The organism is Pseudotabrizicola alkalilacus, from assembly GCF_003443995.1.
Classification (GTDB): Bacteria; Pseudomonadota; Alphaproteobacteria; order Rhodobacterales; family Rhodobacteraceae; genus Pseudotabrizicola; species Pseudotabrizicola alkalilacus.
Genome location: NZ_QWEY01000006.1, coordinates 66,619 through 81,855 on the forward strand (window position 1 = coordinate 66,619; position 15,237 = coordinate 81,855).

The window sequence follows — 15,237 nt, forward strand, 5'->3', positions numbered from 1 at the left end:
CGCGTTCCAAGTGGAGAAGACCCATGAGTTTCCAATGCGACGCCTCGACCGACGAAAAGACGTTCCTTGGTGTAAAGTTATTATCGGCTTTACATTTCGAGTTGAAGTTGAACCGCCCCTACATTGTGAAGAATCTGCTTTATGAGAAGCAGGTTAGCATTCTTGCCGGTCCATCAAACACTGGCAAATCATCCATCGTCGTCTCAATCGCGGCACACGTTGCGATGGCACACGCATTCGGTGAATATCGCGTCAAGCGCACGGCAGTGCTATATGTTGCCGCCGAAGACCCCGAGGGCATCCGCGAACGCTCCATTGGCTTCAAGAAGGCGGACCCCCTCAAACTTGCGGTGTTTGAGGTTTTTCCCGAACGTTTCAATCTAGCCGACGACGGCCGCGTTGATTCCCTCATCGCGTGCAGTCTCGCCTTCAAGGAGCATTTCGGGGCCGAACGCCTCATGGTGGTTTTTGACACATTGAATCTTTGCATTGGCGATTCCGATGAAAACTCGTCACGGGACATGGCAAGGGTACTCGCAAACGCCCAGCGTATCGCGGCAAAGACCAATGCTCACGTCATGCTGGTCCACCACACCGGAAATGGAGAAACCGGTCGGCCGCGTGGATCAAGTGCGATGTCCGGGAATGTTGATACCGTTGCGATCTTGCGCAAAATGGAAAATCAAGGTGAAGACGTGCCGATGGTCCTCATCACGCAAGAAAAGCAACGCTCTGTTCCCAAAGGCAAGGCGCTGGGTTTCAAGATTGAATCTCTGCGAATGGGGGACGACGATGAGGGCGATCCGTTCACCGTGCCAATGGCGGTTCCGGTCATCGCTGACTCGACGCTCATCGCAAAGCCAACCACGAAAATCGGTAGCGAAAGCGACATCCGGTCCACCGAAGTTTTGAGAGTCCTTCGCGCACTCTTTGCGAAAGACGCCGCCCGGTTCTATGAGGTGCGTGAGATCAGTGGGGCGGTTGGCGAAGCATTTGAATCGGTGCGCAGCAATGCCGACAGTCTTCGGAAGGCTACACGCCGTTCTCTCGACGCGCTAATCGGCGCAGGTAAGGTCGAAGCAGACGGGAACGGTGGATTTCGAGTTTTGGCCAACACGCCGCCGCAAGGGCATGAGCCAATCCGAGTGCATCACTGATCGCGTAGGCGCTGACGCGCCCGCGCTCCACCGAACGACCCACAAGGCGCTTCCGGTTTTCCCGGAGGCGCTTTTTTGATTTCTGCTTCAAAGCGTTGTTCAAACAGCCGCACCAGATCGCGACCAATGTCAAAAACCTGTTCATCGGATAGCGAGCCAAGGGTATAACCGGACAGGGCAAAGCGTTGGGAATGGGCCGAAGCAGCAACGGCGAGGCGGAGATAGGAGCGTTCGGTTTCGGAGGGCATCGTTCTGGACCTATGTGAAGTTGGAAGGCGCACAACGGATAAAATAGTCATTTTATCCCCCCATCCAAAATCACAGCATGGCACTCTTTTCGTTCCGGCATTCAGTGAAGACTTTTTCCGACAAGCGGAGCGCCGAAGCGCGGGCCGCGAAGCACGGCCAAACGGCTGCGCACCTGAAATATATCACCCGACCACAGGCGGCGCGCGCCATCATTCGCACAAGGCTCGCCTATCCGACTGACGCGCTGGTGGCCGTTGCCGCCGAGCGCGAAGCCGAAACGCGCAAAGGCCGCGTCTGCGAACGCTTCATCCTGGCACTGCCGGTTGAGGCCACGCCAGAACAGCGCGAGGCGCTTGTGAAAGCATTCGGTGAGGCGATCACGCAAGGCGTTGCCGGGTATGTCGCGGCCATCCACGACCAGCGCGGCAACGACACCTTGAACCCCCACGCGCACATTGCGGCGTTTGATGTTCAAGTGAAAGGGGGCGGACGCGGGCGACCGCGCAGCACCATCGGGATGGCGCGCAAAAACGCGATTGAAGAAGCCGCCGCCCTTTGGGCAGGCATCCACAACCGGATGATGACCTCGTGGGGGTATGGGGCCGAGAGCCAGATCAGCCACCTCTCCTTTGCCGCGCGCGGCATCGACCGCTTGCCTGAAATCCACGAAGGCGCGGCCAGCCGCCAATTGTTCGCCAAAGGCGAACACCCTGCAACCAAATCCGATTGGCACCATATCGATGCTGGACACACCCGCGCCGAGGCCAATGTTGTCATCCGCGCAATCAACAGCCTGAAACAGGAGGCACAGAATGACCAAGCAGACCCCGCCGATGGACTGGGAAGCGACAATGAAAACGACCGAAGCGAACGCCCAGATCGCCGCGAAGATGACAGAGCGAGCGGTGGCCGCATTGTCGGAGACGCTGGACCATCTACGCCTCCATGGGCACCAGTTGTCGCGGTTGGAAGCCAAGATGAAGGAAACGCAAGCGCTTTCAATGGCCCAGCCGCTTCAACCCCGCCCTTCCTTGGCACGACCGCCCAACCCGCACCGTTTCCACCCCTTGCCGATCATCGCAGCATTCGTCGCTGGGGCAGTGTTCGGCGTGTTTATCGTGAGCTGGTAATGCTCCGCGACAGCCTTCGCTCACGACTTTTTCCAGAGCGAGCAGTGCCGAGAAATCTACAAGAGACACGGCTGCACCCCCCATTCCACGAGGGGCGACGTGAACGTCAGCGCGACCGCGACTGATGCATCGCGTTAGCCCAACTATTTTCCGACAACTCCATGAATCTGATCGGCTTTCAACTTCCCGAACGCCAGATCTGGCCCACGTGTCTTTCGCAACTTCACAGCGCGAGGAACACGCATGGCCACGACTTTACGAGCAGAAAGCAAGACCAATATTCCGGTGGTGAAACGCCCAATCCTTCGGCTTACCCACCTGCCATCAGCGCCTATCGTCCCGAAGGTTGGCCGCTCGGTTTCAGTCGTGCTGCCGCAACCGGGGAACCTCATCACACACCCGATCACCGGCAGCACCACCTTTGGATATGTTCCGCCTCTGCCGTTTTTGACGGGCGTGGAAAACCACCTTCCCGTTGTTCTGGAACATGGCCGTCAATCGCAGCATGGTACCGGCTTGGGGGCTGCTCATTCTTGGGGCGGCCACCAAAGAGACATTGAGGCCCTTGGCGCAAAGTCTGCCGAGGACACAGCGATGCTCGTCGCCCGTGTTATCGCCGAAGGGACCATTCTTTACTTTGAACCATTCTTCACGAGGCAGACGCGACTGGTTGCCTACCGGCCCGGCGTTGGTACCGTTGTTCTCGGGTTCTCAAAATGGGGCTATCGTCGCCGCTGGAAGGTAATCACCGCGCATGGTGGCGCAGGGTATCGAGGCGACCCAATCGGCCAGATCGCCACGTCCTGCCTGCTTGCCCCCCGTTGCTGATTCAGGGGTGTTCTCCGAACGCTTTATCCATTGACAGGCGCGGCAATCGACGGGGCTGGCCCCGCTCATACCGCGCCTGACGCGATGCCATTCATAGGTTTCCGCCTGCCAGTCGGTCAGACGCGCAACAACCGGCAAGCGCCGCTTCGCGTCGGTTCCGTTCGAGAAAACCGGTTCCTTCCACGCGCAAGCGCGCGGTTCCTTCCCGTTTTCACGCCCTCCACCCGGTTGCCCCGCGCCCGTCCGACCGCAGGACGGGCTGCGCCCTCCCTGCTTTGCCTCCGGGAATGTGTGGGCATTCCGAAGGCAGAGCAGGAAGGCCCGCCCGAGGGCGGAAAAAGTCGCAAGGCGGCTTTCGTCCGAGGGGGTTGAACCCACATCGCTCTCCCCAACCGAGGAGACTGACATGACCGCACCGAAGTTTGACTTACACGCCACGATCACAGCCCAGATCATCGAAGCAATGGAAGCAGGCTGCCCCCCGTGGCGCAAGCCTTGGACCGGAGGCGAGGCGGGCGCTTGCCTGCCCCTGCGGGGGAACGGCGAACCCTATCGAGGCATCAATGTTCTGGTGTTGTGGAGCATCGCAGCAGCCAAGGGCTACACATCAGCACATTGGCTGACCTTCAACCAAGCCAAGACCATGGGCGCGCATATCCGCAGGGGCGAGAAGGCTGCAACCGTGGTGAAGTTTGGCACCGTGGAGAAGGAAGACGAGAACGGCGAAGATAAGGTGATCCCCTTTGCCAAGGCTTACAGCGTCTTCAACGCCGAACAGATCGAGGGCTTGCCCGCCGACTTCTACCGCAAGCCGGAACCCGCGCAGGACTTGGGCACCGAGGCCGACCCGGCGCTTGATGTCTTCTTTGCCGCAACGGGTGCCGCCATCGACACCACCAGCCAGCCCCGCGCGTTCTATGACATCACAGCCGACCGCATCCACATGCCCCCCATCGGCACCTTCAAGGACGCGGCAGGCTACTACGGCACCTTGGCCCACGAACTGACCCACTGGACCGGCGCGACATCGCGGCTGGACCGCTTCACCCGCTTCGGCGACCGCAAAGCCTATGCGTTCGAGGAGTTGATCGCCGAGATTGGCAACTGCATGATCTGCGCAACCCTTGGACTGACCCCAGATTTCGCCCAAAGCGGGGCCTACATTGAGGGCTGGCTTGGCGCGATGAAGGAAGACAACCGCGCGATTTTCAAGGCAGCAAGCGAGGCGCAGAAGGCCATGGATTTCGTCCTGGCAATAACTGAAAATAGTGTGGCGATGGCGGCTGAATAGCCGCCATTTTTCTACTGGGATTCCCAGACGCACCCATCTGGTCTGCACCTGAAACCGAGGAGCAGACCATGTTTTCGCCCAAGACCACCTACAAGATCATTCGTTTCCGCTTCAATGATGGCCGCCGCAACATCAAGGGGGGCTTATCGCTGGAAGAGGCGCAGGAGCATTGCTCATCGCCCAAAACTCATGGCGAAGGCTGGTTCGATGGCTACGACATCGAGACCGAACAAGAACAACGTCGCCGCGCCCGCCGCCGCAGGTGAGCGGCGGCACCGACCAAGAGAAAACGCCCCCGACCATCGCTGGCCGGGGGCGTTTCATTTCACCGAGGATTGCCAGACGATGCGGATGTAGCAGGTTCGCCGAAGCGAATGTCCTAATCCCTCATGGGGAGTGATGATCAGCCACCTATGCGGCGGCGCACTGGACCATCCTCACAGTCTGGCAAGGGAGATATGGGACCGCTTCCGAAGGACGGAAGCCGATTTTCAGGATTTTTTGCGGCAGGCGGCAAGCCGCCCGCCGCTTGAACTTCCAGCCTACACACGCCAAGGTGGCGGCAAGCGGCACCACCTTGGAGAGTTCGGCGGTATGTTCTTCACACGCATGGGATTTGTCTTTGCTCACCTGTTTTTTTGGTACGGGCTTTTTGGCGTGGCATTCGCCATCTACCAAGGACTGAACCATCCCGACTTTGCCGACAACCAAGGTGCCGCGACCGCCTACCTCATTAGCGAAGTTGGCGAGGGGCTCACCCGTGCTGTCTTCGGTTTGGCGCTTGGCGTTCTGTGCGAAATCAGTTCAAAGAAGCACAAGGCTGACCAGCAGGCATAGATTACGCTGCAAAGTAGGGCTTTTTTAGGCAAGGTAAGATTCTTTATGGTTCCTTCGGACGACTTCCGGGCCTTCATCGAGAAGGCCAAGGCCAGTGGCGGGGCCGAGATGGCAAACTGCCAGCCGTTCATCGAACGGCTTTGCCGCTTTATGTCCCTTCCCGAACCTGACCTTGCGACCGAACGGAACCACCTGAACGACTATGTTTATGAACGCCGCGTTGATTTCAAACACCCAGACGGCACCACATCGGCGGGACGCATCGACCTCTACAAGCGCGGGCACTTCATCCTTGAAGCCAAGCAGTCAGCCAAGCGCGCCAAGTCTGCCACTGCTGATCAGCCCGGTCTATTTCCCGAGGACATGATCCAGACCAAGGGCGGTCAAGCCAAGCGTGGCACCCGCACATGGGACAAGGTGATGGTCGCCGCCAAGAAACAGGCCGAGGATTACGCCCGCGCCTTGCCCGTCGATCACGGCTACCCGCCCTTCATCCTCGTCTTGGACATCGGCAATGTGGTGGAGGTTTATGCCGACTTTTCAGGTCAGGGCAAAAACTACGCCCATTTCCCAGACCGGCAATCCTACCGCCTGTCCATGGACGACCTCTTGGAAGCAAACATCCAAGACCGATTGCGCGCAATCTGGAAAGACCCCCAGAGCCTTGACCCTACCCGCAAATCCGCAGAGGTGACTCGCGACATCGCCGAGCGTCTGGCCAAGATCGCCCGCCGCCTTGAAGGCCGCTACAAGCCGCAGGATGTGGCCGAGTTCCTTATGCGCTGCGTTTTCACCATGTTCGCCGAAGATGTGAAACTGCTGCCCCCGGACTCGTTCAAGAACCTTTTGGGCGACATGGTGAAGCGCCCCAAAGACTTCGTACCCGCGCTTGAAGACCTTTGGGACCGCATGGACAAAGGCGGCTATGACCGTGGCCTTGGCAAGACCATCAAGCGGTTCAACGGCTCGCTGTTCAAGAACGCCAAGGCTTTGCCGTTGGAGTCCGACGACATTAACGAGGTCTGGATCGCCGCCAAGCGCGACTGGCAGGATGTGGAACCTGCCATCTTTGGCACCCTTGTCGAACGCGCGCTGGACAGCCGCGAGCGGTCGAAACTCGGGGCGCACTACACGCCGCGCACCTATGTCGAACGGCTGGTGATCCCGACCATCATCGAACCCTTGCGCGCCGATTGGGATGCGGTATCGGCCCAGATCAACGACCTTTTGGAAGACGGCAAGAAGGTGGAAGCCCTGCGCGCCGCCACCAAGTTCCATCGCCAACTTTGTACCGTCCGCGTTCTTGACCCGGCCTGTGGCACCGGCAACTTCCTCTATGTCTCACTGGAACTGATGAAGCGGCTTGAAGGCGAAGTGCTGGAAACCATCGCCGACCTTGGCGGCAAGCCCGACCGTTATTCCGATTTCCCAAACGAGGCGCAGGGCCGACTTGGCCGCATGCTGGCCAAGTCTGGCGGCACCTTCACCGTTGATCCGCACCAGTTCTATGGCCTTGAACTCAATCCCCGCGCCGCGACCATCGCCGACCTTGTGCTGTGGATTGGCTACCTGAAATGGCAGATCAAGACCGGAGGCCCTGATGCGGTGAAAGAACCCGTGCTTGACGCTTACGGCACCATCGTTTGCCAGGATGCTATCTTGGCATACGACAGCGCCGATCCTGTGCTGGACGCGAACGGCAAACCCCTGACCCGTTGGGATGGCATCACCAAGAAGGCTGACCCGATCACCGGGGCCGAGGTGCCCGACACATCGGCAACAAGACCAGTGCTGCGCTATCACAACTTCCGCAAGGCCGCATGGCCCGAAGTGGAGTTCATCGTTGGCAACCCGCCCTTCATCGGCGGCAAGGACATGCGCGCCGAACTGGGCGAAGGCTACGCCGAGGCCGCATGGGCCGCGCGCCCCGACATTCCGGGCGGGGCTGATTTCGTGATGCATTTCTGGGACGAGGCCGCAAATCGGCTTCTGGCCAAGGGCACCAAGGGCCAGCCCAACCCGCTGCGCCGGTTCGGGTTCATCACCAGCAACTCTATTGACCAAGTGTTTTCAAGCCGCGTGATCGAGGCGCGGATGACCGGCAAGACGCCGCTTTCCTTGGTCTATGCCATCCCTGACCACCCGTGGCTGAAAGCGGCAGACAAGGCCGCTGTGCGCATTGCCTTGACCGTAGCAGTCGCAGGGGACGCAGAGGGTGTGTTGGCAGAGGTCGTCCGAGAGGACGGATTGAACACCGACACGCCGACTGTTGAACTGGTCGTCAAGCCGGGGCACATCACGGCTGGGCTTACCATCGGGGCGGATCTAGCCAAGGCAAAACCACTTTGGGCCAACGCGGCGTTGTCCAGCCGAGGCGTGTCCCTTCACGGCGCAGGCTTCATCGTGACACCAGCCAAGGCTGCCCAACTTGGGTTGGGCAAGGTAGCGGGGCTTGAAAACCACATCCGCGAGTATCGAAACGGACGAGACTTGGCAGACCGCCCGCGCGGCGTGATGGTGATCGACCTGTTCGGGCTGACAGCGGAACAGGTCAGGGACCGATTCCCTGCCGTTTATGGCCATGTGGTCGAGAACGTGAAGAACGAGCGGGAAGCCAAGGTTGGCGGATCGAAGGACTTGGCAGAATACGCGCGGCTCTGGTGGCTGTTTGGCAAGCCTCGCTCGGAGTTGAGGCCCGCACTTGAAGGCTTGCCGCGCTACATCGCCACCATCGAAACGGCCAAACACAGGTTCTTCCAGTTCCTTGATGCCAAAGTCCTCCCCGACAATATGCTGGTGAATATCGCCGTCGCAGACAGCCGAACGCTGGCGGTTCTGTCATCCCGTATCAGTGTAATCTGGATGCTTGGTGCTGGTGGAACCCTTGAAGACCGCCCCCGGTACAACAAAACACGAACCTTTGACCCCTTCGTATTCCCAACCTTTGACAAGGTTTCGCCTGTGCTGTCCGGCACACTGGCGACCCTTGGCGAGCGGCTGGACGCATTCCGCAAGGAACGCATTGCTGCGCACCCGCACCTGACAATGACGGGCCTCTACAACAGTCTTGAACGCTTGCGCGAACTGACCAACGGGGCCAATGTGCCGCCCCTGTCCGAGGCCGAGCGCGACATCAAGGACGCGGGCCAGATTCAGGTGTTGCGCGACCTTCACGACGAAATCGACAGGGCGGTATTGGACACCTATGGATGGTCTGATCTGACCCCGGCGCTTGTTGGTATGCCGGGGGCGACCACGCCCTCGCCGCACAAATCCCCGGCGCAGATCGCCGCCGAGGCAGAGGTGCTTGTTCGGCTTGTGGCGCTCAATCAGGCACGACAGGTCAGCGAGTCCAAAGGCGAGATTGAATGGCTTCGCCCCGAATACCAAGTGCCTCGCCTGCGCATGAAGGCCCCCCAACCCGACCGAGCCAAGCAGGTCGCGGCAGACCTTGGAGGCTCTGCCGAGGGCGCGGCCTTGGCCCTTTTGTGGCCGAGCGATGGGCTGGACCAAATCCGCGCGGTGCGCAGCGTCCTTGCGACGGCCACCACGCCCCTTGCGCCCGAGGACATCGCCCGCCGCTTTCGCGGGGGCCGCAATCGCGCTTCGCGCGTCGAGACCGTCTTGCGCCACATGGTCGAGACCGGGATGGTCCGCGCCGATGGCCGCAGCCACTTCCTGCCCCGCTGACCGCGCTTTGCGTTTGGTCTTCGCAGGCGCGACATACCCCGGCACCAGCCGATCCGGGACCGGGTTGGCTTGGGCATAGGTGATGCGGGCATCGGCAATGCGAACAAAGTCGGGGTTCATATCAATCCCGATGTAGTTCATCCCGGCCCAAACCGCCGCCATCCCCGCCGAACCACTGCCCATGAACGGGTCGATGACCGTATCGCCGGGCTTGGCGACGAGTTTCAAAAGGTGCGTCAGCAAGGCAACCGGCTTGACACAAAAGTGGAAGTTCCGGCGCGTTTTCTTTGACTTGTAGTGCGCCGACTTACCCGTGCGAGGCTTTGGATTGACCGGGCGAAGAGGGAAAGCATCCGCGCCGAGGTCGCGTTCCCAATCAGTCGGCTTGTTATAGGAAAAGACGGTCGTGCTCGACTTACCATCGCCGAGGGTGTTCTTGGTGCGCAGCCCGCCCGTACCCCACTTGGCGACATTCTCCGTGTAGGTCTTACAGTCCGTCTTCTTGCGGGCAATGACGATGGACTCGTGTCCGGGGATAACGCGAGAGTCCACCTCATCATTCAAGGGTTGGGTCGCAGGCAGACCATTCGGGTAGTGCCAGACCCAGACGTTGCGGATTTCAAACCCGGCCTTCTCCAAGTCGAACGCAAGCCTGTGCGCCATATCGGGGAAGCAAAACACAGCGATATGCGCCCCGGGCTTCAACACCCGGAGAAGTTCCACCCAGATGAGAAAGTTTGGCAGAACCAAATCCCAGCGGATGCCCCGCACCTTCTTGCCGTATGGCGGGTCGATCACACCCCCGTCAACGCTGTTGCTTGGTACGTTCGCAAGAGCGAAAAGCGCATCACCCGTCATCAAGTCGACCTTCGCCATTTGAACCTCCGTCGTTAGTGGCGGAGGAACATTTGCCTCTGGCTGTCAAAGGGAAATCGAAGAGGCCAGAATAGTGCATGGCTGCGATGGATTTTTTTCAAGCACCTGTTTACATTGTAAATATTTCATTTGATGCCAAACAATAAGAATGCAACGCGCGCCCGTGGGCGCGCGGAGTTTTAGTCAGAAAGGCAGCGGAGACCGTGGCGGATGGAAGTTTTTGTATAACGCCCACCGTCAGGCGTTTCTGTCTCGCCAAGTTCGCAATACAAGATTTCCGTCGCACCCGTCAGGCCATGCCTTTCGAGCAGATCACGGCAGACATGGTAGAACCCATAGTCATTCGCCATGTGAAGGGCGACGTTCCAAAGGTTCCGGTTCGGATGCCCGTTGTAGGGAGAGTTTGAGGGTCGGTTTGCGGTCGTCTTCGGTGCCATAGTCCTGTCCTTTCGTTGGAGGCACAGGGCAAGTCAGTCGGTTTTGACGATTTGGAAATCAGTCGGAGCATTTTTCTTGGTCGCTAACCCATCCGTTGTGGTGGCACAGTCAAATCGTCGCGGAAGTCTGCGTGCTTCTCGGAACGGGTAACTTGGGGTTCGGAGACGAACCTGACCATACGCCTCTTGATCTTTCCTCCTAATATCCAAGGACAACGGAGCTTACGGCGCGAACAAATCTTTTTGAGTTCAAATAGTACCCCTGAACAACAGAAAAACCTGTACCATTTCTTTTGCCATGTGCCACTTGATCCCGAAGCGTTTTGAGACTGTCCACTGCATCGCGCTCCGGCCCAGTGGTCGCAACTTCCACCGCACTCCACCAATCTAAATGGAAATGATCTAAAATTTTTTTGACTTTATCGCAATCAAGAGAGTTATTTCGAGCGACGGTTTTCTCTATAAACCTTTTGACAATTGCATTTCCATTTACCCGCCCGTATTCGGAGAGTATAAATATGACCGACTGCTCGACATGACCTGCACCGGCCAAGACGAGATGGCTCGAAAACACATGTTGAAGTGGGAGATCAGCCTCGTCAGCAGCAGCCCGCAAATCCACAGAAAGCTTGTCTATCCGCTGTTCTTCACTCGAAATGGTTAGTGGCGGCATCCAGTTCTTCCTTGGCTTTGGAAATACGACCCAATACGCTTGCCTCGTTCGACGTTGCTTCACCCGTAAGCTGAGTGAAAGTGGCATCTTTCGCGAGTTTATCGCTTACATCCTTAATGTGTTTCGCGGTAGCAACGGGGTTCTCTGCCACTGCCACCATCAGAGCATCATAGAAGGCAACGTTCATAGATCGGGTAATGCGAAATGCTTGCTTGCCGAGAGCATCCGCACACCGCTGAACAGTTTCAATAAAAGCGTCAAGATATACTTGAAGTTCAGCCTCTGATTTCTTGCGATTTTTTGCCATGAAGTCGTTGAGAAACCCCTTCATTGGTCGAGCATAGCTTTCTCGATTGAAGCGCAAGGCCATAAAACGAAGTATAAGCTCTTGGTCTTTTGCTCTCTTATGTTTCGGTCCAAAAATAAATCGCCAAGCGGCTGTGCTATTTGCCTGACCAAGCATCTCCTGAAATGGACCGTGATACACAGCCGCCCTCATCTCCTGCGGCTGCAACGGCGTACCATTTGAGTTAAGTCGCTCAAATATATGAAAAACAGAACTATTACTGTCATCAGGCGACATTTGCTGAATAATCATCGCGTGGATAATGGCATCCTCAAACCTTCGCTGATCATCCTCATCAAGGTCTTCAAGAGTTTTACCTTCGAAGCGCGGCTTTACATCTTTTAACTTGAACACCCTATCGTTGAGCGGCAGTCGTCCCTTCTTAAAAGCATGTAAGGTTGTCAGTCTTTGAAGACCATCAACAATCAGTAGCTTTTGCGTTTCTTCCTCTCTAAACAGAAACACGCTTGGGATGGGTAAGCCAAGGAGAATAGATTCAATGAACTTTGACGCCTGTGGCCAAGTCCACACGAAGTTTCGCTGGAACTCTGGACGATAAATCGCACCACGGTCGAACCGTTTCACCAAACCATCAACATCAAAGTCAGCGCCAGAAGTTGTGATCTGATAGACAACGTCATCATCATTCAGTTCTTCGTTCTTCTCATCACCGTCAAGCGTCGTGTCGGAATACTCGATGTCTTCCTCGGTGCCATCTTCTTCTTGTATCATGGAAATTGCCTTTCGCGCAGACGCTTGGACTTCTGAATCTCAGGGAACCTTAGACCATTCCTCCCTCTATACAAGCAGTGCGCGTGTTCTGGTCCGCGCTATTGGCATTGTCCCCTTGACTGTGGCACTCCGATGGGCGCTATGCAGGTCCGAGGGTTTTATCGCAGAGGGCTGACCCTTGTTTTCATTGGATTTTTTCGGATTTGCTGCGGACCCTACCGCCGGAGCCAAAGTAAGATATGTGTTTGAATTGATGGAAATCTCCAATCAGTTTGAAGAACAGAGCTTTGGTTTTTCACAACACTTTTCATAACCTGACCTCGGTTTCAAAGCGCCTTGTCTGCGGCTGAAGGCGGCGTGTTTGGTCGCTGTTTCACAGGGCAGTTTCCAAAAGCGGCACACCAGATCAATGATCGTCAGAGTGAAAACCGATGCCGCAGTTTTTTCCACCTTTGCTCTGTGCCGATCACTCTATCGCCGTCCGGCCTTGCGGGTGGAGAGCAGAAGGTTGGTCTCGCTTGTCATCACGCCGTCGATGTTGCGGATGCGAAAGATCACCTCGTCCAGTTCCTGCAGGGTCTGGGTGGCCAGATCGACGATCAGATCCCAGCGACCATTGGTCGAATGCACCGCCTGCACCGCGGGCAGGCCGGTGAGGCGGGCCATGGTGCGTTCGGCCCCCTTGCCCTCGATCCCGATCATCATCAGGGCGCGCACCGGGGCGGCGGTGACGTCGGCGCGGGTGACCACGGTAAAGCCGGCAATCTCGCCCCGCTCCACTAACCGCTCCATCCGGGCGCGCACCGTGGCGCGCGACAGGCCAAGGCTGTCGGCCAGATCTGAAATCGCCGCGCGCCCGTCGCGGCGCAGCTCTGACAAAAGGCGGGTGTCTGTATCGTCCATTTTGCGCAACCCTTTCGCCATTTGGTGCAAACTCCTGTGCAGTTTGCACAGGACGTCGGGTGAATCCACCATCTTTATGCGCAATCCTGTGACAAACAAAAAGGATGCCACCATGCCCAATACCATTCTGATAGGGGCCCCTGTTGACGCTGGCCAACGCCGCCCCGGGTGCCTGATGGGGCCTGCCGCTTACCGTGTCGCCGGGTTGGCGCAGGCGATTGGCGGTCAGGGCCACACCGTCGACGACTGGGGCGACCTGACCTGCCCCGAGGTCGAGGCCCCGCCCTGCCCCAACCCGGTGGTGCATTCGCTGGCCGAGGTGCTGGGCTGGACGCAGGTTCTGTCCGACAAGGTGGATGACGCGCTGAGCGAAGGCGCGATGCCGATCATTCTGGGCGGCGATCATTCGCTGGCGCTGGGGTCGGTTGCCGGGGCTGCGGCCTATGCCAGCCGCACCGGGCGGCCGCTGTTTCTTTTGTGGCTCGATGCGCATTCCGATTTCCACACGCCGCTCAGCACCACCAGCGGCAACCTGCATGGCACGCCGGTCGCCTATATCGCGGGTCGCACCGGGTTTGAGGTGTTTCCGCCGTTTCCAGCCCCGGTCCCGGCGGACCGGATCTGCCTCTATGGCATCCGCTCGGTCGATCCGGCCGAGCATGCGGCACTGTTGGAGCATGACATTGCCATCAATGACATGCGGGTGCTGGACGAGCACGGCGTCGTCGCACCGCTGCGGGCGTTTCTTGACAAGGTCCGCCTTGCGGGCGGGATGCTGCATGTCAGTCTGGATGTCGATTTCCTTGACCCCGCCATCGCCCCTGCTGTCGGCACCACGGTTCCCGGTGGCACCACCTTTCGCGAGGCGCATCTGGTGATGGAATTGCTGCACGAAAGCGGGCTGGTGACCAGTCTGGATCTGGTGGAGCTGAACCCGTTTCTGGATGACCGCGGCATGACCGCACGACTGATGGTCGATCTGGTCGGCAGTCTGATGGGCAAAAAGGTCTTTGACCGCCCGACCCGCGCCAAGTGACGGGGAGCAGATGACATGACCCTGAACCTTGTGCCGTTTGTCAGCGTGGACAATATGATGAAGCTGGTTCTTCATCTGGGAATCGAACGGGTGCTGGTCGACCTCGCCGCCGAAATCGAAGCCGATTTCCGCCGCTGGCCGCAGTTTGACAAGACGCCGCGCATCGCCTCGCATTCCGATGTCGGAGTGATCGAGCTGATGCCCACATCGGATGGTGAAACCTATGGCTTCAAATATGTGAACGGCCACCCCGGCAACATGAAAAAGGGGCTGCAAACCGTGACCGCCTTTGGGCTTTTGGCGGATGTGGAGACCGGCTATCCGCTCCTGTTGTCGGAAATGACCATCCTGACCGCGCTGCGCACGGCAGCCACCTCTGCCATGGCCGCCAAATGGCTGGCCCCCAAGACCCCCACCATGGCGCTGATCGGCAATGGCGCGCAGGCGGAATTTCAGGCGCTGGCATTCAAGGCGATCTGCGGCATCTCCGAGGTGCGGCTTTACGACCTTAACCCGCAGGCCACCGCAAAATGCGCGCGCAATCTGGCCGGGCGCGGGCTGACCGTCACCCCCTGCCGGAGTGCTGAAGAGGCGATCCTTGGCGCGGGCATCATCACCACCGTCACCGCCGACAAGACCAATGCCACGATCCTGACCGACAACATGGTTGGCTCCGGGGTGCACATCAACGGAGTCGGTGGCGACTGTCCGGGCAAGACCGAACTGGCCCGCGACATTCTGCTGCGCTCGGCGATTTTCGTCGAATACCCGCCGCAAACCCGGATCGAGGGCGAGATCCAGCAGCTGGATCCCGATCATCCGGTGACCGAGCTGTGGCAGGTGATTGCGGGCGAGGTGCCGGGGCGCAGTGACCCGGCGCAGGTGACGCTGTTTGACAGCGTGGGCTTTGCGATCGAGGATTTCAGCGCCCTGCGCTACATCCGGTCGCAACTGGGGCAAAGCGGGTTCTGTGAGCCGCTTGACATGATCGCCGACCCCGATGATCCGCGCGACCTGTTTGGCATGATCCTGCGCGCCATGTGACGCGCAGG

The 15,237-nt window shown here is 58.6% G+C and carries 14 protein-coding genes and 1 pseudogene; 9 read left to right on the top strand and 6 right to left on the bottom strand.

The annotated features are described in order from the left end of the window. Window positions 1-23 precede the first annotated feature (23 nt). A complete protein-coding gene (locus D1012_RS11920; RefSeq protein ID WP_118152480.1) occupies window positions 24-1,157 on the top strand; it encodes an AAA family ATPase in 1,134 nt (377 codons plus the stop codon). Here D1012_RS11920 and D1012_RS11925 read toward each other — a convergent pair. After that, entirely contained in the window at window positions 1,151-1,405 is a 255-nt protein-coding gene (locus tag D1012_RS11925; protein WP_118152482.1) for a hypothetical protein, read from the bottom strand. The genes D1012_RS11920 and D1012_RS11925 overlap by 7 nt on opposite strands. A gap of 77 nt (window positions 1,406-1,482) precedes the next feature. Between D1012_RS11925 and D1012_RS11930 the strand changes: the two genes are divergently transcribed. The 6 genes from D1012_RS11930 (at window position 1,483) to D1012_RS11955 (ending at window position 9,182) form a co-directional block, all read left to right on the top strand. Continuing rightward, entirely contained in the window at window positions 1,483-2,661 is a 1,179-nt protein-coding gene (locus D1012_RS11930) for a MobA/MobL family protein (protein WP_118152484.1), read from the top strand. Window positions 2,662-2,779: 118 nt separating this feature from the next. Then, window positions 2,780-3,364: a hypothetical protein gene (locus D1012_RS11935; RefSeq protein ID WP_118152487.1), complete on the top strand. Its 585-nt coding sequence runs from the start codon at window positions 2,780-2,782 to the stop codon at window positions 3,362-3,364. A 406-nt stretch (window positions 3,365-3,770) separates the two neighbouring features. Further along, the gene (locus D1012_RS11940) at window positions 3,771-4,655 is read left to right on the top strand and encodes an ArdC family protein (protein ID WP_118152489.1); all 885 of its coding nucleotides are present in this window, start codon (window positions 3,771-3,773) and stop codon (window positions 4,653-4,655) included. Between the two features lie 68 nt (window positions 4,656-4,723). Further along, window positions 4,724-4,921, top strand: a complete 198-nt coding sequence (locus D1012_RS11945) for a hypothetical protein (RefSeq protein ID WP_118152491.1) — start codon at window positions 4,724-4,726, stop codon at window positions 4,919-4,921. A 133-nt stretch (window positions 4,922-5,054) separates the two neighbouring features. Beyond that, window positions 5,055-5,492: a hypothetical protein gene (locus tag D1012_RS11950; RefSeq protein WP_118152493.1), complete on the top strand. Its 438-nt coding sequence runs from the start codon at window positions 5,055-5,057 to the stop codon at window positions 5,490-5,492. 45 nt (window positions 5,493-5,537) lie between these two features. After that, window positions 5,538-9,182 carry a class I SAM-dependent DNA methyltransferase gene (locus D1012_RS11955; protein ID WP_118152494.1) on the top strand — a complete coding sequence of 1,215 codons (3,645 nt, stop codon included), beginning with the start codon at window positions 5,538-5,540 and terminating at the stop codon, window positions 9,180-9,182. A gap of 153 nt (window positions 9,183-9,335) precedes the next feature. On the opposite strand, the pseudogene D1012_RS23230 reads toward D1012_RS11955, so the two are convergent. The 5 genes and pseudogenes from D1012_RS23230 to D1012_RS11970 all read right to left on the bottom strand — a co-directional run. After that, window positions 9,336-10,058: pseudogene (locus D1012_RS23230) on the bottom strand (DNA-methyltransferase); the annotation flags it as partial. A gap of 179 nt (window positions 10,059-10,237) precedes the next feature. Continuing rightward, the gene (locus D1012_RS23330; RefSeq protein WP_435530916.1) at window positions 10,238-10,495 is read right to left on the bottom strand and encodes a DUF7249 family protein; all 258 of its coding nucleotides are present in this window, start codon (window positions 10,493-10,495) and stop codon (window positions 10,238-10,240) included. A 199-nt stretch (window positions 10,496-10,694) separates the two neighbouring features. Further along, window positions 10,695-11,168 carry a HEPN domain-containing protein gene (locus D1012_RS22445; protein ID WP_147335682.1) on the bottom strand — a complete coding sequence of 158 codons (474 nt, stop codon included), beginning with the start codon at window positions 11,166-11,168 and terminating at the stop codon, window positions 10,695-10,697. Next, window positions 11,143-12,246, bottom strand: coding sequence for a DUF262 domain-containing protein (locus D1012_RS11965; RefSeq protein WP_118152496.1), 1,104 nt, complete (start codon window positions 12,244-12,246; stop codon window positions 11,143-11,145). The genes D1012_RS22445 and D1012_RS11965 overlap by 26 nt, the downstream gene beginning before the upstream one ends. Before the next feature lie 471 nt (window positions 12,247-12,717). Further along, a complete protein-coding gene (locus D1012_RS11970; protein ID WP_118152843.1) occupies window positions 12,718-13,149 on the bottom strand; it encodes an Lrp/AsnC family transcriptional regulator in 432 nt (143 codons plus the stop codon). 112 nt (window positions 13,150-13,261) lie between these two features. Between D1012_RS11970 and rocF the strand changes: the two genes are divergently transcribed. Next, window positions 13,262-14,185, top strand: coding sequence for an arginase (rocF, locus tag D1012_RS11975; protein ID WP_118152845.1), 924 nt, complete (start codon window positions 13,262-13,264; stop codon window positions 14,183-14,185). Between the two features lie 15 nt (window positions 14,186-14,200). Then, on the top strand, window positions 14,201-15,229 hold the full coding sequence (gene ocd / locus D1012_RS11980) for an ornithine cyclodeaminase (RefSeq protein WP_118152498.1): 1,029 nt from the start codon (window positions 14,201-14,203) through the stop codon (window positions 15,227-15,229). Window positions 15,230-15,237 lie beyond the last annotated feature (8 nt).

Excerpts from the sequence above, each read along its gene's own strand:
- D1012_RS11925 (WP_118152482.1), bottom strand. The coding sequence starts at position 1,405 with ATGCCCTCCGAAACCGAACGCTCCTATCTCCGCCTCGCCGTTGCTGCT.
- D1012_RS11970 (WP_118152843.1), bottom strand. The coding sequence starts at position 13,149 with ATGGACGATACAGACACCCGCCTTTTGTCAGAGCTGCGCCGCGACGGG.
- D1012_RS23330 (WP_435530916.1), bottom strand. The coding sequence starts at position 10,495 with ATGGCACCGAAGACGACCGCAAACCGACCCTCAAACTCTCCCTACAAC.
- ocd (WP_118152498.1), top strand. The coding sequence starts at position 14,201 with ATGACCCTGAACCTTGTGCCGTTTGTCAGCGTGGACAATATGATGAAG.
- D1012_RS11920 (WP_118152480.1), top strand. The coding sequence starts at position 24 with ATGAGTTTCCAATGCGACGCCTCGACCGACGAAAAGACGTTCCTTGGT.
- D1012_RS11955 (WP_118152494.1), top strand. The coding sequence starts at position 5,538 with ATGGTTCCTTCGGACGACTTCCGGGCCTTCATCGAGAAGGCCAAGGCC.
- D1012_RS11930 (WP_118152484.1), top strand. The coding sequence starts at position 1,483 with ATGGCACTCTTTTCGTTCCGGCATTCAGTGAAGACTTTTTCCGACAAG.
- D1012_RS22445 (WP_147335682.1), bottom strand. The coding sequence starts at position 11,168 with ATGCCGCCACTAACCATTTCGAGTGAAGAACAGCGGATAGACAAGCTT.
- D1012_RS11940 (WP_118152489.1), top strand. The coding sequence starts at position 3,771 with ATGACCGCACCGAAGTTTGACTTACACGCCACGATCACAGCCCAGATC.
- D1012_RS11965 (WP_118152496.1), bottom strand. The coding sequence starts at position 12,246 with ATGATACAAGAAGAAGATGGCACCGAGGAAGACATCGAGTATTCCGAC.
- D1012_RS11950 (WP_118152493.1), top strand. The coding sequence starts at position 5,055 with ATGATCAGCCACCTATGCGGCGGCGCACTGGACCATCCTCACAGTCTG.
- D1012_RS11935 (WP_118152487.1), top strand. The coding sequence starts at position 2,780 with ATGGCCACGACTTTACGAGCAGAAAGCAAGACCAATATTCCGGTGGTG.
- D1012_RS11945 (WP_118152491.1), top strand. The coding sequence starts at position 4,724 with ATGTTTTCGCCCAAGACCACCTACAAGATCATTCGTTTCCGCTTCAAT.
- rocF (WP_118152845.1), top strand. The coding sequence starts at position 13,262 with ATGCCCAATACCATTCTGATAGGGGCCCCTGTTGACGCTGGCCAACGC.